Annotated in this window: 17 protein-coding genes and 2 tRNA genes; 5 read left to right on the forward strand and 14 right to left on the reverse strand. The window is 59.4% G+C overall.

The features are described from left to right. Nucleotides 1-12: 12 nt before the first annotated feature. The 12 genes from K6118_RS07210 to K6118_RS07265 form a co-directional block, all read right to left on the reverse strand. Nucleotides 13-1,122 carry a DNA polymerase III subunit delta' gene (locus K6118_RS07210; protein ID WP_247119565.1) on the reverse strand — a complete coding sequence of 370 codons (1,110 nt, stop codon included), beginning with the start codon at nucleotides 1,120-1,122 and terminating at the stop codon, nucleotides 13-15. Next, nucleotides 1,119-1,775: a dTMP kinase gene (gene tmk, locus K6118_RS07215; RefSeq protein WP_247119566.1), complete on the reverse strand. Its 657-nt coding sequence runs from the start codon at nucleotides 1,773-1,775 to the stop codon at nucleotides 1,119-1,121. The genes K6118_RS07210 and tmk overlap by 4 nt, the downstream gene beginning before the upstream one ends. A gap of 11 nt (nucleotides 1,776-1,786) precedes the next feature. Then, nucleotides 1,787-2,974: a D-alanyl-D-alanine carboxypeptidase family protein gene (locus K6118_RS07220; RefSeq protein WP_247119567.1), complete on the reverse strand. Its 1,188-nt coding sequence runs from the start codon at nucleotides 2,972-2,974 to the stop codon at nucleotides 1,787-1,789. Nucleotides 2,975-2,994: 20 nt separating this feature from the next. Next, nucleotides 2,995-3,903 carry a septal ring lytic transglycosylase RlpA family protein gene (locus K6118_RS07225; RefSeq protein WP_281500674.1) on the reverse strand — a complete coding sequence of 303 codons (909 nt, stop codon included), beginning with the start codon at nucleotides 3,901-3,903 and terminating at the stop codon, nucleotides 2,995-2,997. A 17-nt stretch (nucleotides 3,904-3,920) separates the two neighbouring features. Next, the gene (locus tag K6118_RS07230; RefSeq protein WP_281500675.1) at nucleotides 3,921-4,976 is read right to left on the reverse strand and encodes a lytic murein transglycosylase; all 1,056 of its coding nucleotides are present in this window, start codon (nucleotides 4,974-4,976) and stop codon (nucleotides 3,921-3,923) included. Between the two features lie 172 nt (nucleotides 4,977-5,148). Then, a tRNA-Lys gene (locus K6118_RS07235) sits at nucleotides 5,149-5,224 on the reverse strand. Nucleotides 5,225-5,850: 626 nt separating this feature from the next. Next, entirely contained in the window at nucleotides 5,851-6,993 is a 1,143-nt protein-coding gene (gene tgt / locus K6118_RS07240) for a tRNA guanosine(34) transglycosylase Tgt (protein WP_247119569.1), read from the reverse strand. A 20-nt stretch (nucleotides 6,994-7,013) separates the two neighbouring features. Further along, nucleotides 7,014-8,045 (reverse strand): tRNA preQ1(34) S-adenosylmethionine ribosyltransferase-isomerase QueA, encoded by a 1,032-nt coding sequence (gene queA, locus K6118_RS07245; protein WP_247119570.1) that lies wholly within the window; start codon nucleotides 8,043-8,045, stop codon nucleotides 7,014-7,016. Between the two features lie 99 nt (nucleotides 8,046-8,144). Then, nucleotides 8,145-8,696, reverse strand: coding sequence for a peptidylprolyl isomerase (locus tag K6118_RS07250; protein ID WP_247119571.1), 552 nt, complete (start codon nucleotides 8,694-8,696; stop codon nucleotides 8,145-8,147). Between the two features lie 68 nt (nucleotides 8,697-8,764). Continuing rightward, nucleotides 8,765-9,289, reverse strand: a complete 525-nt coding sequence (gene coaD / locus K6118_RS07255) for a pantetheine-phosphate adenylyltransferase (RefSeq protein ID WP_247119572.1) — start codon at nucleotides 9,287-9,289, stop codon at nucleotides 8,765-8,767. A 135-nt stretch (nucleotides 9,290-9,424) separates the two neighbouring features. Then, nucleotides 9,425-9,886 carry an NfeD family protein gene (locus K6118_RS07260; RefSeq protein ID WP_247119573.1) on the reverse strand — a complete coding sequence of 154 codons (462 nt, stop codon included), beginning with the start codon at nucleotides 9,884-9,886 and terminating at the stop codon, nucleotides 9,425-9,427. A gap of 11 nt (nucleotides 9,887-9,897) precedes the next feature. Then, nucleotides 9,898-10,863, reverse strand: coding sequence for an SPFH domain-containing protein (locus K6118_RS07265; RefSeq protein WP_247119574.1), 966 nt, complete (start codon nucleotides 10,861-10,863; stop codon nucleotides 9,898-9,900). 236 nt (nucleotides 10,864-11,099) lie between these two features. Between K6118_RS07265 and K6118_RS07270 the strand changes: the two genes are divergently transcribed. Further along, the gene (locus K6118_RS07270) at nucleotides 11,100-11,735 is read left to right on the forward strand and encodes a LysE family translocator (RefSeq protein WP_247119575.1); all 636 of its coding nucleotides are present in this window, start codon (nucleotides 11,100-11,102) and stop codon (nucleotides 11,733-11,735) included. Between the two features lie 62 nt (nucleotides 11,736-11,797). On the opposite strand, the gene gyrA is transcribed toward K6118_RS07270, so the two are convergent. Next, a complete protein-coding gene (gyrA, locus tag K6118_RS07275) occupies nucleotides 11,798-14,557 on the reverse strand; it encodes a DNA gyrase subunit A (RefSeq protein WP_247119576.1) in 2,760 nt (919 codons plus the stop codon). A 243-nt stretch (nucleotides 14,558-14,800) separates the two neighbouring features. Here gyrA and K6118_RS07280 point away from each other — a divergent pair. Together K6118_RS07280 and K6118_RS07285 are read left to right on the forward strand one after the other, a co-directional pair. Further along, nucleotides 14,801-14,890, forward strand: a tRNA-Ser gene (locus tag K6118_RS07280). 80 nt (nucleotides 14,891-14,970) lie between these two features. Continuing rightward, nucleotides 14,971-15,414: a DUF123 domain-containing protein gene (locus K6118_RS07285; protein ID WP_247119577.1), complete on the forward strand. Its 444-nt coding sequence runs from the start codon at nucleotides 14,971-14,973 to the stop codon at nucleotides 15,412-15,414. A 5-nt stretch (nucleotides 15,415-15,419) separates the two neighbouring features. On the opposite strand, the gene K6118_RS07290 is transcribed toward K6118_RS07285, so the two are convergent. Beyond that, the gene (locus K6118_RS07290; protein ID WP_247119578.1) at nucleotides 15,420-16,286 is read right to left on the reverse strand and encodes a patatin-like phospholipase family protein; all 867 of its coding nucleotides are present in this window, start codon (nucleotides 16,284-16,286) and stop codon (nucleotides 15,420-15,422) included. A gap of 230 nt (nucleotides 16,287-16,516) precedes the next feature. Here K6118_RS07290 and K6118_RS07295 point away from each other — a divergent pair, with 230 nt between their 5' ends. Further along, nucleotides 16,517-17,059 carry a VOC family protein gene (locus K6118_RS07295; protein ID WP_247119579.1) on the forward strand — a complete coding sequence of 181 codons (543 nt, stop codon included), beginning with the start codon at nucleotides 16,517-16,519 and terminating at the stop codon, nucleotides 17,057-17,059. A 100-nt stretch (nucleotides 17,060-17,159) separates the two neighbouring features. Then, nucleotides 17,160-17,648: a hypothetical protein gene (locus K6118_RS07300; protein WP_247119580.1), complete on the forward strand. Its 489-nt coding sequence runs from the start codon at nucleotides 17,160-17,162 to the stop codon at nucleotides 17,646-17,648. Nucleotides 17,649-17,739 lie beyond the last annotated feature (91 nt).

Raw genomic sequence — 17,739 nt, forward strand, 5'->3', positions numbered from 1 at the left:
AGAAAAACAGCGTCAGCGACGGCAGGCGGCGCCAAGCGAAGCAAACAGGTTCACGATCACCTGCCGACGGTCAAGGTTGACCGCGTCGGCGCGGGTCACGAGTTGGCCCATCTTTTCCCACAGGTCCAGCCACTGATCAAGCCCGCTGAAGGCGGAAATGCGGGCCATGGCGGCACTTTCGCCGGGCATGATGTCCGGGACGGCCTCACCGCTCGCCGTCTGGCGTACCATCCGCTCGAGCCAGCCAAGCAGCATTTCGATGAAAAGCCGGTATTCGCCATCGGCTTTCGGGGCCGCGAGCTTGTCGGCCAGCGCATGAATGCGCGGCATATGAAGCCTGGGCAGGCCGACGAGTTCCTCGGCCATCTGGCGGTAGAGCCCGACGCCGCCGAGGCTTGCAAGCTCAATCGCCTTGCCGGGCGCGCCATCGGACAGACGCGCAAGCGCCTTGAGGTCATCCGGGTTCAGGGATGGGTATTTCCCGGCCAGCACAGCCTGGACGCTGTCTTCACTGAGCGCCTTGAGGGCAAGCGTACGGCAGCGGCTGCGGATCGTCGGCAACAGGCGCCCCGGTGAATGGGACACCAGGAACAGGATCGACTTGTGCGGCGGCTCCTCGAGCAGTTTCAGGAGCGCGTTGGCAGCGTTGGTGTTCATCTCATCGGCGGCATCGACAATGGCAACGCGCCAGCCCCCTTCGGCACTCGTCTGGGTATAGAAGCTGATCAGCTTGCGGATATCATCGATGACGATATCGTTCCTGAGCTTGCCGGTCTTTTCATTGAACGTGCGCTCGGCAACAGCCACACCGCCATGGCCGCCAGACATGATCCGCTGCACGAATGGGTTGTCCGGGTCGATAGTAAGCGTGTCAGGTTTGACTGCGGGCAAAGGCTCGCCAAACAGGCCGCCGTCATCCTCTGCGGGCTGACTGAGAAGAAACTTGGCAAAACGCCAGGCCAGCGTGGCCTTCCCTACCCCCTTGGGGCCGGTAATCAGCCAGGCGTGGTGCAGCCGGTCATTATTGAAGGCCTCAAGGAACATCCGTTCGGCGCTTTCATGGCCGATCAGCTCCGTGGTCGCCCGCGGATGGTCCATTTCCGCTGTTTCAAGCTCGCTCACGCCACGTCCCCAAAGCGGGCCTTAATGACCGCCCTTAGTGCCGTATGGAGGCCTTCGACCGACTGTGCGGCATCCAGCACCACGCAGCGCTCCGGCTCCGCGACGGCAATATCGAGAAACGCCTGCCTGAGCTTTTTGTGAAAACTGATGTCGAGACGTTCGAACCTGTCTTCCATATCGCTGGTCTTGCCTTCTTCGCGGCCCAAAGCCCGGGAAAGGCCGACATCGACCGGCATGTCGAGGATGATCGTCAGGTCAGGCTTGAAACCACCGAGCGCCAGGGCTTGCAGTTCCTGCATCTCAGGCACGCCAAGCCCCCGGCCCGCGCCTTGGTAGGCCACGGTGGAATCGGAGAAACGGTCACAGACCACCCAGTCCCCTCGCTTGAGCGCCGGTTTGACCGTGCGGGCCACATGCTCGGCGCGCGCCGCGGTGACCAGAAGCGCTTCGGCCATCGGGTCCCAGCGGTCACCGTCACCTTTGACCAGCAGATCGCGGATATGCTCCGCCCCCGGTGACCCACCGGGTTCCCGGGTTTGACAAACACCGATCCCGGAGGACTGCAGCCAGTCGACAAGAAGGCGGATCTGGGTCGATTTACCGACCCCTTCCCCGCCTTCAAGCGTAATAAATTTCGGCGTGCGCGCCGTCATGGCCCCAGGCGTCACTTATGTTCGGGCGCTTTGCTCGACCCAGCAGAGCCGAACAGCAGATATTCGAACGCGGCGCCGAGTTTGCCAAAGCCGCCGACCTTCGCCACGTCAGCACCGGCCAGAAGCGGACGGCGGATCGGTTGACGGTTCGGGACATCAACGACCAGTTCGCCGAGTTGCTGGCCCTTCTTGATCGGGGCGGCAACCGGGTTGGTGTAATGGATCGACACCTTCATCCGCGCCCGCTGCAGGCGTGACAGCGTGAGCGCCAGGTCCTTGCCCAGGACCATCGGCACCGTGGCGTCGTCCCCAAGCCAGACTTCAGCATGATCGACCGTCTCGCCAGCGCGGAGCAGCGGATAATGGTCGAAGTTGCGGAAAGCATATTGCATCAGGCGCTGGCTTTCACGCTCACGCGCCGCCATCGACGGCAGGCCGGCAACCACCAGGATAACCCGGCGGCCATCACGAACGGCGGAACCCACGAGGCCGTAGCCCGCTTCTTCGGTGTGACCGGTCTTGAGGCCGTCAGCGCCAGGGAACGAACCCAGAAGCGGGTTGCGGTTCCATTTGTTGCTTTCGAAATCCTTATAGAGGAACGACCGCTCACCGAAGAGCGGGTACATATCCGGGAAATCCTTGATCAGGTGATAAGCCAGCGTCGCCAGGTCGCGCGCGCTCATATAATGGTTATCATGCGGCCAGCCGTTGGTGTTCTCGAAATGGCTGTGGGTCAGGCCCAGTTCCTTGGCCTTGGCGTTCATCCACTGGACGAACACTTCATCCGAACCCGCCATATGTTCGGACAGCACGACGCAGGAGTCGTTACCCGAAAGCACGATGATGCCCTGCAGAAGCTGCTTCACCGTAACGACGTCACGGGCGCGCAGGAACATGGTCGATCCCTTGTTGTTCCATTTCCGCCAGGCTTCGTCCGACACGGTTACTTTGTCGTCCAGGTGCATCTGGCCGTTCTTGATGGCTTCGAAAGCCAGATAGACGGTCATCAGCTTGGTCATCGACGCCGGCGGGAACGGCTCATCGGCATTTTTCTCGAAAAGAACATCACCGGAGTCGGCATCGATAATGATGGCATGTTTCGCCGGGGTTGCCATCGTCATTTGCGCCGATGCAGGAAGCGCGAGGCTCATCGCTGCGAGCCAGATGATCCCCAGTCGTACCAGTATATTTCTAAACATTGTGATCCCTTGATCCGTTCTTAACGTGACGTTTCGGTGAAAATGCGGGCCTCGTAAAACCCATCGGCAAGGACGCGTTCAAGGCTCCGCTGTGCGAGCATTCGCTCGACGAACGGTCCGATGCGAACCCGCCAGAAGGTCAGCCCCCGTGTTGTACTCGTCTGCAGTTCAGCCGCAAAGCCTTCTTTCTTGAGCCGGGCCACCTGAAGCGCGGCGTTGGCACGGTTCGAATAGGCACCAACCTGGACATAATGCCGGGCGGCGGCTGTGGCGGCTGCGGTTGCAGTATTCGTGGCCGGGGCAGAAGCCGTTGCCGCCGGGCGCGCGGGCACCGGGCTGCTCAAGGTTTCTTCTGTCACGGTTTCAACAGGTGCCGGCGTCAAGGATGCTTGCGCGGTTTGCATCACCGGCATCCGGTCCAGTTCCTTCGGCTTCTGGTGACGACGGCTGAAATGCACATTGCCATGTTCATCGCACGCCTGGACCCGGACAAGGGTAACGCCTTTTTTGTCGAACCCCAAAAGCTGGGCACCACGGCGCGAGACATCCAGAATGCGGCTTTTCACGAACGGCCCGCGGTCATTGACGCGCAGCACCAGTGTCCGGCCATTGGACAGGTTGGTCACCTTGACATAGCTTGGCAGCGGCAGGGTCTTATGCGCGGCCGTCAGCGCATTCATATTGTACATTTCGCCGTTGGCGGTGTGTTTGCCGTGAAAATCCGGCCCATACCAGGAGGCATAGCCGACTTCGTCGTAATCCGGGTCTTCCTTGGGGTAATACCATTTGCCCGCGACCTTATAGGGCTTGCCCACTTTCTGCACGCCGCCCTGGTCGCCTGTCGGCAACTCATTGTCATGGGGCAGGTTCGGGCCGAACGAACAGCCGGCCAGCAGGACAACTCCCATAAATGCGAACAGCAGGCGCATGCGTGAAAGTCCCTCCCCTAGTCCTTGATGATGTCGGACAGCATGCCGACAGCCAGTGCATATTTGAACGACGGGTTATAGCGCATGATCGAGCAGAAGTTGCCGTAAACCAGATAACCCTCGCCGTCCCCCTCATCGCCAACCACGAGCGCAGCGGGGATGGAGCGTGTCGGAAGGTCGGCGCCGTTCGTGCGCCGGACACCAAGGGCCTGCCAATCCTGCAGGTTCCGCCAGATACCGAGGCTTTTATAGCGCGCGCATACAGCCGGCGGCGTCAGCCCTGCGGCCTGCGTGCCCTGAAGCGTCTGCTCGCCACCCTTGGGCAGCTTGACCTTGCGGCCCCAGATTTCATCGCTGCGGTACCCATTGCTTTTGAGGAAGTTGGCGATCGAGGCGAAGACATCTTCACTGCTCGCCCAAATATCCCGCTTGCCGTCACCGTCCTGGTCGACAGCATATTTGAGATAGTTTTCCGGCATGAACTGCGGCTGCCCCATGGCGCCCGCCCAGGAGCCCTTCATTTCATCATAAGGCGCATAGCCCTTGTCGAGGATCTCGAGCGCCGCGAACAGTTCCCGGCGAAAGCGCGGGCCGCGCCGCTTGTCGTACGCAAGTGTCGCAACCGCATCGAAGACCGAATAGCTGAGCGGCACAGTGCCATAATTGGTTTCAATGCCCCAGATGGCGGCAACCACCTGGCCCTGAACGCCATAATCTTTCTGGATCGTCTTCAGCTCATCGCTGTGCGAGGCCATCATCTCAGCGCCCTTCTTGCGGCGCCAGTCGCTCAGGCGGCTTTTCAGATAGCGCGCATAGGTCTGCTTGAGTTCAGGCTGGTTGCGGTCGCGCTTGACCACGATATGGACCGGCTTGACGTTCGAAAGCGCGAGCTTGATGGTCTTGTCGCTGATGCCGCGGCTGCGGGCTTCTGTGCGCACACCCTGAAGCCAGGTTTCAAACCCGGCGGTGTCAAAACCATTCGTCTCGGCATGGGCTGTAAAAGAGGCGGAAAGCCCCAAACAGGCACCAAGTGCCAGCCCACAAATACTCCCAACTCGACGACCAAATGCCATGCCGTAACGGTCCCTCCTGATACGGGTTGTCTCTCCCCCCACTTTAGGCGGTTGAGCCCCTTAAAAACAAGGGGATAAAGGCGGCTTTTTGATGGCAGGCCCCTGGCCGGGCGACGCTACGGCCGAAATAAGAAAAAGGCCGGCGCAATAAAGCGCCAGCCTTTCCTTGAATTGGTGAGCCCGACAGGATTCGAACCTGTGGCCAACTGATTAAAAGTCAGTTGCTCTACCAGCTGAGCTACGGGCCCTCACCAGTGAGTGTCGCGGGGTGTTCCCTGCGAACGCGGCGGAACATAGGGGCATCATTCCGATGGGTCAAGAGAAAGTAACATAGAAAATGAACTTTTTCTAACAGGCACCCCGCTTTCCCTTGAATATCAACGGGTTTGGCCTGTTTCCCACATGCATCAAGATCGCATTTTGCCTTGTCCCGACCCCAGGTTTATTCGCCCGTCACCAGGCAGCTACCCTTCCTGTTTTCCGCGTTTGCCCCCCCGCACCATGCCCTGTCCCAAACAGCATCCAGACACACTGAAAAGTTGGTCGCCTGAGCCCCGCGCCAGACAGCATCACCGCCGATATCCTTGCGTTGAAGAAGCAGGCCCCTAAGTCGAGGGACAGCCGCCACAACGCTTGCAGCTCAGCAAAATAGCCTGAAACGCCATGGCTTTCCGCATTTACGAAAATATTTTCATATCCACGGCAGGAATGACCTGGTCGAATCATATGGCGGGTGGATTACCAGCAAGATACGCGGATTGGAGGTGTGCGGGATTCGCCATCTGCCCATCGATTCACGCGACAGATAGTTGGGCAGCAGCCATCGCTAAGATGGCCCGAAAACGGCTTTACACGCCCGTGCGGGTGCACTTGATCACAGCGGGTCGATATCACCCATGGCATAGGTCTCGCGGAAGGTTCGGGCATATGTGGTCAACCGGCCTTCGCTGATGGCGCCCCGCAAGCCCGCCATCAGGTCCTGATAGAACTGCAGGTTATGCCATGTCAGCAACATAGCACCCAAAATTTCACCGGACCGGATAAGGTGGTGAACATAGGCGCGGCTATATTGCGTGCAGGCCGGGCAATGGCAGGCAGCGTCAATCGGACGGTCATCGTCCTTATGGCGCGCGTTCTTCATGTTGAGGGCCCCGCGCCAGGTAAAGGCCTGCCCGGTACGGCCGGAGCGGGACGGCATCACGCAATCGAACATATCGATACCGCGTTCAACCGCACCGACGATATCATCCGGCTTGCCCACGCCCATCAGGTACCGCGGGGTTTCCTTAGGCATGCGCGGCATGGTGAAGTCGAGGACATTGAACATCATCTCCTGCCCTTCCCCGACCGCGAGGCCCCCGACCGCATAACCGTCAAACCCGATTTCCTGCAAGGCATCGATGGAGCGGAAACGCAGATCGTCATACACACTGCCCTGCACGATGCCGAACAAAGCGGAGCGCGCGGCATGGTCAGCACCAGAATTGAAGCCCTCGCGCGAGCGTTTGGCCCAGCGCATGGAAAGCTCCATGGATTCTTTCGCCTGGTCATGCGTGGCCGGGAACGGCGTGCACTCGTCAAACGCCATCACGATGTCCGAGCCCAGAAGCCGCTGGATTTCCATCGAGCGTTCGGGGGTCAAGAGGATGCGTTGGCCATCAAGGTGCGACTGGAAGGTCACGCCTTCCTCCGTCATCTTGCGAAGCTCGGTGAGCGACATAACCTGGAAGCCGCCGCTGTCAGTCAGGATCGGCCGGGGCCAGTTCATGAACTTATGCAGCCCACCCAAGCGGTGAACACGCTCAGCCGTCGGGCGCAGCATCAGGTGATAGGTATTGCCGAGCAGAATGTCGGCGCCGGTCGAACGCACGCTTTCCGGCATCATCGCCTTGACCGTGCCTGCCGTACCCACCGGCATAAAAGCCGGCGTGCGGATATCGCCGCGCAACATGCGGATGGTCCCTGTGCGGGCCATGCCGTCTGTCGCGTGAATGTCGAAGGCAAAACGTTCAGTCATGATCGCCTCATTCTTGTCCGCTATTCGGCCCGGAACAGCAGGCTGCTGTCGCCGTAGGAATAGAAACGGTAATTCTCATCAACCGCCGTTTTATAGGCCGCCTGCATCCGCTCCAGCCCCGCAAAGGCGGAAACCAGCATGAACAGCGTCGATTTCGGCAGGTGGAAATTGGTCATCAGGATATCGACAGCCCGGAACTTGTAGCCTGGCGTGATGAAGATATCGGTATCACCCATGAAAGGCTTGATAATACCGTCTTCGGTCGCGGCGCTTTCCAGCAGCCGGAGCGACGTGGTGCCGACAGCAACGATGCGGCCCCCCTTGGCGCGCGCTTCATTCAGGCGGGCGGCGACTTCAGGGCTTACCTCGCCCCATTCGCTGTGCATCTTGTGATCGTCGGTATTCTCGGCCTTGACCGGCAGGAAGGTCCCTGCCCCCACATGCAGCGTCACCGCAAGGCGCTCAACGCCCTTGGCTTCCAACTTTTCGATCATGCGCGGGGTGAAATGCAGGCCTGCGGTCGGGGCCGCAACGGCGCCGTCCTGTTTCGCGAACAGGGTCTGATAGTCGCTTTTGTCCGCTTCATCGATATCGCGCTGGCTGGCGATATAGGGCGGCAGCGGCATCACACCATGGCTTTCAAGCGCTGAGGTCATCTCCGCGCCCTCGACCCGGAAGTTGAGCGTGCGTTCGCCCTCGTCCCCCAGGCCGATAACTTCAGCTTCCAGCCCGCTGAAGTTCAGAACATCGCCCATGCGGCATTTGCGCGCTGGCCTGGCGAACACACGCCAGACAGTCTCGCTTTCGCGTTTGTGCAGCGTCACTTCAACATTGGCCTCGCCCCGCTTGCCGCTCAGGCGGCCAGGGATCACGCGGGTATCGTTGAAGACGAGCACATCCTTGTCGGTCAGATAATCGGCAAGGTCGAGCACGGTTTTGTGCTCATCCCCATTCGGGCCGACAACAAGCATACGGGCCGCATCCCGCGGACGCGCGGGGCGGAGGGCAATATGGTCCTTCGGCAGGACAAAATCGAACAGGTTCACATCCATGAAGCGGGCTTGTAACGGAACTCAGGGCTTAGAACAAGAACCAGAACAAGAAAAAGGGCGCCCGCTATGGACGCCCTTATCGAATTCTTGGTGGCAGACTTATTTGCCGGCTTTATCTTCCGGCTTTTCCTCAGCCTTATTCTCAGTCTTCTGGCCGTCTTTGCCGTCAACATCGGCGGCGACATACATATGCAGGATCTTGGTCGGGTTCGCAGGCGGTTCGCCGCGTGCGATCTCATCGACATATTCCATGCCCTTCATGACCCGGCCCCAAACGGTATATTTGCCGTCCAGGAACGGTACACGGGTAAAGCAGATGAAGAACTGGCTGTCAGCACTGTTATCATCATTCGCGCGTGCCATCGAAACCGTGCCGCGCATGTGCGGCAGGCGGCTGAATTCAGCCGGAATCTTCTGGCCGGAGCCACCAAGGCCGGTCCCGGTCGGGTCCCCGCCCTGGGCCATGAAGCCTTCGATTACCCGGTGAAACACCGTGCCGTCATAAAAGCCTTTACGGACCAGTTCCTTGATGCGCGCCACATGCTTGGGCGCAACATCAGGGCGCATGGCAATAACCACACGGCCAAAGGGAAGGTCCATATAAAGGGTGTTTTCGGGGTCGAGGTCGACCGCAGATGCTTGTTCAGTCATCAAACCCACCATTGTCGCTAATATAATAAGAAATTTCTTCATACCCAACTCCCGGCGAAGCAGCCGCTTCAACTCTCAGACGGGGACGGCAATTCCGCCACCCGCGCCACCACGGCTTTCGCCACATCGCCCGGCACAAAGGCGCTAATCTTGCCGCCATACCGCGCCACTTCTTTCACAAGACGCGACGCGATTGTCTGATATTTCGGGTCCGCCATCAGGAATACCGTCTCAATCGACGGGTTGATCTGATAGTTCATCCCGGTCATCTGGAATTCGTACTCGAAGTCGGCCACGGCCCGCAATCCACGGATGATGATGGTCGCGCCAACGCGTTCGGCAAAATGCATCAGAAGCTCGTCGAACTGAACGACTTCAAACTCAACACCTGCAGCCTCAGCCATCGGACGGGTCGCTTCTTCGACCATGGCCACACGCTCCTCAAGCGTGAACAGCGGGTTCTTGCTTGGGTTTGTGGCAACGCCGATGACGAGCCGATCCACAAGCCGGAGCCCGCGCTTGATGATGTCGATATGTCCGTTGGTGATCGGGTCGAACGTTCCAGGATAGAGACCAACACGTTTAGTACTCAAGGCTTTCCCCTCACAAGTCAGCTTGTGCCCACAGGTTTGGCTGCACCATTCCCGAAACTGTCATAAAACACAAGCGCCATCTGCCGGAAATGAGGCAAATAGCGCTTGAAAAGTGGCCCTCAACCGATGCTTCCCCTATTCGGAAGCAGGTTCGACATGCAGCTCTGTGCTGGTCGCGCTTTTGATCACGACCTTGGTGCCTTCAGCAGCATCAGGGCCAAGGGCGGTCCAGAGGCTGTCACCCACCTTGACCTTGCCGCGACCATCCTGAATGGCAGATGCGACCTTGACCGTCCGCCCAACCAGCGCGGCTGAGCGCCGGTTCAGGTTTTCATTCTCGGACGGAATTTCGCCGTGCTTCCGGATGAACTGCCGCCCCATGAAGACCGAGATCACAGACAGGATCGAGAACCAGACCATCTGCCATTCCCAGCTCATGTCCGGGAGGATGAACACCACGGCCGCCATGACACCGGACGCGATCGCGAGCCACAGGAAGACGATGCCGGGCATCGCCATCTCCAGCCCCAGGAAAACCGCCAGCGCGATCATCCAGGTCCAGTGCGTGAACTCAAGGTCGGAAAGAAGGTGATGCATGAACGGTTCTCCTAGTCCCCGGCATTCGGGACGCTTGCGCCTGCGCGCCCGGCCCCGGCTTTGCCGCCAAGGCCTTTGACAAGCTCGTTGATGCCGCCAATCGAGCCGATGATACCGCTGGCTTCAAGCGGCATAAAGACGAGTTTTTCATTGTTCGAGGTAGCAAACTTGCCAAGGGCCTCGACATATTTCTGCGCCACGAAATAGTTGATCGCCTGCGCGTCCCCTTTGGCGATGGCTTCGGAAACCACCTCGGTTGCCTTGGCCTCGGCTTCAGCGGACCGCTCCCGCGCTTCAGCATCACGGAACGCAGCCTCCCGGCGGCCTTCAGCCTCCAGAATAGCGGATTTCTTTTCACCCTCGGCGCGCAACACCTGCGCCTGACGGTGGCCTTCAGCTTCCAGGATGGCAGCGCGTTTGTCCCGTTCGGCTTTCAACTGACGGGCCATCGAATCAATGATGTCCTGCGGCGGTTCGATGTCCTTCACCTCCACCCGGGTGATCTTCACGCCCCACGGGTTGGTGGCTTCATCGACCACCATCAACAGGCGGCCGCTGATCTCATCCCGCTTGGACAAGAGCTCATCCAGCTCCATGCTGCCGACCACGGTCCTGAGGTTGGTGGTCGAGAGGTTCATGATCGCAATGCCGAGGTCGTTGACCTCATAGGTCGCCATCGCCGTGTCCAGTACCTGGAAGAAGACGACACCATCGATCCGCACCATGGCGTTGTCCTTGGTGATGACTTCCTGGCTGGGGATATCCAGCACCCGTTCCTTCACATTCACCTTGGCGCCGATCCGGTCGATATAAGGAATGATGAGATGAAAACCCGGTTTCAGCGTCTTGGTGTATTTGCCCATGCGCTCCACGGTGAATTCATAGCCCTGGCTCACGACCACCGCCCCCATGAAAATGGTAATGAGAATGACGGCGAAGATTGCCAGCGCGAATACGGAAAACCCTGCAAAATCCATTCTGAAGTCCCCTCAATAAATCCCGATAAACAAGATATAGGAACGCTAGTTCTGCGTGTAAATGGCCCGCACGCACAATTCATACGGTTACAAAGGGCAGACCTTATGCTTGACCGCAGGTTTCAAAGGCTTGCAATCGGTCAGGGAAGCGGCAAAAGTCTGCCTCCGAGGGCTGTTGGCCCCGAGACCGAATAAACCAATGTTCAATCAGCAGTGATTGTCAGTGAGGAATCATCATGGGCCTGGTCGTCGACCCGTTTCTATATAGCTTGTTCGTCGGTGCCGTCGCGCTTCTGGTGCTGACCCCGGGGCCGATCGTCAGCCTGATCATCGCGGAAACGCTGAGCGAAAGCCCGCGCCACGGCATAGCGGTCGTGCTCGGCGCTGAAACCGTCGGCATCATCATGCTGGCGCTCTATCTGGCTGGGTTTTCCGCCATTGTCGGCTACCTGTCGGACGATGTGCTGCGCGTGATCCGCTATGCCGGTGCCGCCTATCTCATCTATATGGCGGTGCAGAATTTCCGCAAGAAACCCGCGGACGACAACCCGGACAGCGTTCAGGTCGCACGGACACCGAAGATGGCTTACAAGGCCGCGCTCGGGATAGCCGCCACCAACCCGAAGGCGATCCTGTTTTTTGCCGCCTTCTTCCCGCAGTTTATCTCCCACGACCTGCCGGTGATGCCGCAGCTTATCGCGCTTGCCCTCACCTTCGCCATCGTCGCGCCGATGCTGGACCTCTGCTGGGTCGCGGCCGCCCATGGGGCACGCAAGTTCCTGCAGAAGCGCGGCTCGACCATGCTGATCAGTCGCATCTCCGGCAGCGTGCTCGCCTTTGCCGCCATCGCGCTGTTGCTCATCAACAAATAATCATAAGAAACGCCCATCCTTCACATGAAGAATGGGCGTTAATATCATTGTTTTAGCTAAGTTTATTCCTCAGCGGAATCAACCTCACCTTCCGGCGCAGCATCAGCCACAGCCTCCGAACCGGCTTCAGCGCCTTCTTCCAGCTCATCGCCGCTTTCATCCTCGTCGGATTCCTGCAGCTTAGCGACAGAGACGATATGCTCGTCCTCGGCGACCTTGAAGAGCGTGACGCCACGGCTGTTGCGCGAGACGATCCGGACGTTGATGACCCGCGTGCGGATCAGCTTGCCCTGGTCGGTGACCATCATGATCTGCTCGGTTTCCTCGATCGGGAACGCCGCAACCACAGGGCCGATCTGGGTACGCTTCTCCTCATCGGACGGTGCGTTCCAGATACCCTGCCCGCCCCGGTTGGTCAGGCGGTATTCATGGCTGGAGGTGCGTTTGCCGTAACCCTTGTCCGTCACTGTCAGGATGAACTGCTCGGTTTCGGCCAGCTCGGCCATGCGCTCATCACTAAGCGTCTGCTCACCCGGCTCGGCCTTCCAGGAAGCCGCTTTCAGGTAGGCATCACGTTCCTCGGTCGAGGCATTGGTGCCATTGATCACGCACATGGAGACAACTTCATCGCCTTCCGCGAACTTCATGCCGCGAACACCGGTCGACGTCCGGCCCGCGAACAGGCGGACATCGGTGGCCTTGAAGCGGATCGCACGGCCGCCCCGGGCCGCGAGCAGAATGTCGTCATCTTCGGTACAGATGCCGACACCGATAAGCTTGTCGTCTTCCTCCGAGAACCGGATGGCGATCTTGCCGTTCGACATGACGTTCGAGAAGTCGGACAGCTTGTTGCGGCGCACGTTGCCGTGGGCGGTCGCGAACATGATGTTGTAATCGCCCCAGCTGTCCTCATCCTCAGGCAGCGGCAGGATCGTGGCAACGGTTTCTTCCTGCTTCAAAGGCAGCAGGTTGATGAAAGCCCGGCCCTTCGATTGCGGGGTGCCGAGCGGGATTTTCCACACCTTCATCTTGTAAACCTGGCCGATGTTCGTGAAGAACAGCACCGGCGTGTGGGTATCGGCCACGAAGACGGTGGAGAGGAAATCCTCATCCTTCGTCTGCATCCCTGAACGGCCCTTGCCGCCACGGCGCTGTGCCCGGTATGTGCTGAGCGGTACGCGCTTGACGTAGCCCGAATGGGTCACGGTCACGACCATCTCTTCCCGCGCGATCAGGTCTTCGTCTTCGAAGGCGCCGATGGCGTTCATGTCGATCTCGGTCCGGCGGTCGTTGCCGAATTCTTCACGGACAGCTTCAAGCTCGCCGCGCAGTACTTCGTAAAGGCGGACGCGCGAGCGCAGGATTTCGAGGAATTCGGCGATTTTGTTCGCCAGCTCATCAAGCTCGCCACCGATTTCGTCACGGCCGAGGGCTGTCAGGCGGTGCAGGCGCAGGTCCAGGATGGCCTTGACCTGTATCTCCGAAAGCTGGCAGGTGCCGTCGTCATTCAGCTGCCCGGTCTCATTGATGAGCTCCAGGTAGGGAATGATGTCCTTGGCGTCCCACTTGCGGGCCGTCAGGGCTTCCCGCGCATCGGCGGGGGACTTGGCGCCGCGGATGATCGCGACCACTTCGTCGATATTGGTCACGGCGATCACCAGGCCGACCATCACGTGGGCGCGGTCCCGGGCTTTGCCAAGCTCGAACTTGGTGCGGCGGGTGATAACTTCCTCACGGAAGGTCACAAACGCCTTCAGAATATCCTTGAGGCCGAGCTGCTCCGGCTTGCCGCCATTGAGCGCCAGCATGTTGATACCGAAGCTCGTCTGAACCGGGGTGAAGCGGAACAGCTGGTTGAGCACCACATCGGCCACGGCATCGCGCTTCAGTTCAACAACAACACGGACACCGTCGCGGTCGCTTTCGTCCCGGAGGTCGGAAATGCCTTCGATACGCTTCGACTGCACGCATTCGGCAATCTTCTCGATCATCGAGGCCTTGTTCACCTGGAACGGGATCTCGGTGATGACGATGGCCCAGCGGTCCTTGCGCACTTCCTCAATATGGGTGCGGCTGCGGATGGTGATGGAGCCACGGCCGGTCTCGAACGCCTGGCGGATACCGCCAGCGCCCAGAATAATGCCACCGGTCGGGAAATCCGGCCCCTTGACATATTGCATCAGCTCCAGCGTCTCGATCGCCGGGTTGTCAATCAGCGCCAGCGTGCCATCGACGACTTCGCGGAGGCTGTGCGGCGGAATGTTGGTGGCCATGCCGACAGCGATACCGGTACCGCCGTTCACGAGCAGGTTCGGGAACCGGGCCGGCAGAACGATCGGCTCGCTCTCGCTTTCATCATAGTTGGGCTGGAAGTTGACGGTATCCTTGTCGATATCCGCCAGCAGCACCGAAGACACCTTGTCCATCCGGGCTTCGGTGTAACGCATGGCGGCGGCGCTGTCGCCGTCCATCGAGCCAAAGTTACCCTGCCCGTCAATCAGCGGGGCCCGCATGGAGAAGTCCTGCGCCATCCGCACCAAGGCGTCATAGATCGCGCTATCACCGTGCGGGTGATATTTACCCATCACGTCACCGACGATACGGGCGGACTTCCGGAACGGCTTGTTCCATTCATAGCCGTTTTCATGCATCGAGTAGAGAATACGGCGGTGTACCGGTTTCAGGCCGTCACGTACATCCGGCAGCGCCCGCGACACGATCACGCTCATGGCGTAATCGAGGTAGGACGTCTTCATCTCCTCTTCGATGGTAATCGGCTGGATGTTCCGCTCTTCCGGCGTAATCGGTGTATTGTCGCTCACCAGCTTCAGCCCCCTGATTGCCGCGGATCGCACGCCGCGGTCTTATCCTAACAACAAACGAAATATAGCCTACATCCAGGAGCGATGCCCCGATATGTGGTAGACTGACAGACTTGTCTATCAAGTCGCGCCCGGCCTTGCAAGGTGCATCGCAGGCTATGGCGCAATCCTGCACAAATAAGCTGGACGCAGGCGGCATCTGCGGGTAAAAGGCTCGCCAGTTTGAGGCATGACCCAGACCACGGGCAGGTGGCAGAGCGGTTGAATGCACTGGTCTTGAAAACCAGCAAGGGTGCAAGCCCTTCGTGGGTTCGAATCCCACCCTGCCCGCCATTAAAAAAGGCCGTCCCATCTGGGGTGGCTTTTTTGTTTATGACCTTCACCTCAGACTGCCGCCATGTCACAGTCGGGCTATGAATCTTCATCGGGTCACCACGGAAAGTTTAGGAACGCTCGGCACGGCCAAAGGGGCTTATGTCCTTGTGTTCCGGCTTGCCTCTGGCATTGACGTCAGTCTCAAAGGCAAGGCCCCCGCCCATCTGGCGCCGGGCTGGTACCTTTACGCCGGTAGTGCCTATGGCGGCGGCGGGATGCAGGCGCGGCTGAGGCGGCATTTCCTGAGGGACAAGAAAATCCACTGGCATATCGACCGGCTGGCCACCGAGGCCGCGGACATCATGGCCTTCGCGGAGCCTGACGGCAGCGAGTGCGGGCTGGTGGATCGCCTCATGAAGACCGGACAGTATATTCACATCATGCCGGGCTTCGGCAGCAGCGATTGCCAGACGTGCGAGAGCCATTTGCTGATGGCACGTGGAACGGTCCCCGAAGGCGGTTTTGACAGCCTGCCGATATAAGGCCTTTACCGGCCTTTCATGCCGCCCAGATATTGTTCCGCCTTGCGGTAACCAAGGTCGATCAGTTCAGCTGAACGGTGAAATTCCAGCATCTTGCTGGCCGTGCGCGGGATTTCGATCAGATGGTCGGGCGGATACGCCGCCAGCTTCTGCCGGGCGATGGTGCCCTGCATGGTCTCAAACGCCTGCAAAGCCACGCCGAAAATGTCCCCCACCGGCTGCTCGTCAGCAGACCGGGACGGCGGCCAGGTCAGGCGCTTGCTGAGCGCCGCGATGGCATCCTGAATGCGGGAGCCGCTTTCCTTTGCGGGCTCGGGCTCAGCCTGCTCCGGCACAACCGTGTCATCTTCTGCATCCAGGTTCACCGCGATGGTGATGTCCGTGTCGTCCCCGAAGGTCGGCGCGATCGGCACGGGGTTGAGGACGCCGCCATCGATCAGCAAGCCGTCATTATAGGGAAACGGCGTGAAAAAGAGCGGGATCGACATGGAAGCCCGGATCGCGCTGAACAGGTCACCCTTATTGAGCCAGACCTCTTTTTCGTTTTTGATGTCGACCGCGACGGCGGTGAATTTGATCGGCAGGTCTTCGATCGTATGGTTGCCGACGATTTCCGTCAGCGTGCGGATGATCTTGTCGCCCTTGACGAAACCGCTGCGGCTCCAGGCGATATCGAGCAGGTTGATGATATCCAGGCGTCTCACCGAGCGCACCCAGGCTTCGAACGCCGCGAACTCGCCCGCCGCATAGATGCCGCCGACCATGGCGCCTGACGAACAGCCGGCGATGGAGCGGATGTCATAGCCGTGTTCCTCAAGCCATTTGATCACGCCGATATGGGCGACGCCGCGCGCACCACCACTGCCGAGCACGAGGGAGACGCTCTTCTTGTCCTGCTTCTTGCTAATGCCGCTGTCCTTTCGCGTCCTGCCGGTTAAGCCCCTTTACCCAGCCATATCGCGCGGGCCCTGATTTCTCAAGCTTCACCGCCACGCCTGCCCGCTTTTCCGTAAAATCTGAACTTTCAGGGCACGGCCTGCGTCTTTATGGCAAGATGGCCGCGTTTTCCTGCGGCCCCAACCCCCATAACAAGGAGGGAACCATGCGCTGGCGCGGTGTTCATCATGTGGAATTTTCGGTGCTCGACTATGAAGCCTCGGTGGCCTTCTACGACAAGATGTTCGGATGGCTGGGCTACAAAAGCTTCTGGACCCTCGATATCGGCTACCGCTCCACCTACTATATGGCGCGCTTTCCCATGCCCCACAGTTACATCGGCATCCAGCCCGCGAAAAGCGGCGACAAGCTTGACCATGAGGCCCGCGCGACCGGCATTCATCACATCGCGCTTTGGGCGAAAAACAGGCGTGAAATAAATGAATTCTATACGGAATTCCTTCTGAAGAATGACATTCCGGTGACCGAAGCCCCTGCCGCTTATGATATTTATGCGCCTGGCTATTATGCCGTCTTCTTCGATGACCCGATCAACGGTATCCACTGGGAACTGGCCACGACACCGCGCATTCCCTCACCTGCCGCGCTCCTGCGTTTCTTCCGCGCCATAAAGTCGGAGGAAACCAAACATCCTGAATGGAAAGATGGTGCTGCCCGGGCCGCCATGCGCTCCTTGCCGAAACGCTAAGCCTTCGCTGACATCTGGTTGTCAGCGCCATTCATTGTCGGTTCATTTGCCAGCCCTGATGATGTATCAAAGAAAAGACAGTCAAGGATGGAGCCGACCGATGAAAAAACCTCTGGCCGCTGCCCTCATGGGTGCCTTTAGCCTCACAGCCGTGACCACGGCCCTGCCCGTGCGCGCGGATGATAACGAAGACATCTGCACCTATTACGGCAATGTCGGCGCTGCCACGGTGGATTTCCTCTTGCCGCTCAGCTTCCGGCAGGTGGTGAAACTGGTGGGCGGGCGCGATGCCAACCTGGCAAAAAGCCTCGATCAGCGGCTGCAGGGCCTCAAGAACCCGCGCATCAAGGCCATGCTCGATAAGCTCGGCCCCGATGCAGCCAGCCTCCTCGGTGAATCTGCCGGCTTTCAGGCATTCCAGATGGCCGTGAGCGGCCGCGCCACCGAAGGCGGCCAGGTCTTTATGGCCATGACCAACGCCTGCCAGCAGACCGGCGCCAAGACGATCATCGATAATCAGCGCAAGAAACGGCAGCAAAGCCAGCCCGCACATGAAACGAACCCAAATCCGAACCCGGACGGCGAATAAGGCCGCGATAGCCCTCAATCTTTCCCAAGGCCCCGCCGACCCCGAACAGCCGCCAGTCTCCCGAGAGACGGCGGCTTTTCTGTATGCAGAG

This window comes from Kordiimonas marina, assembly GCF_023006325.1.
Classification (GTDB): Bacteria; Pseudomonadota; Alphaproteobacteria; order Sphingomonadales; family Kordiimonadaceae; genus Kordiimonas; species Kordiimonas marina.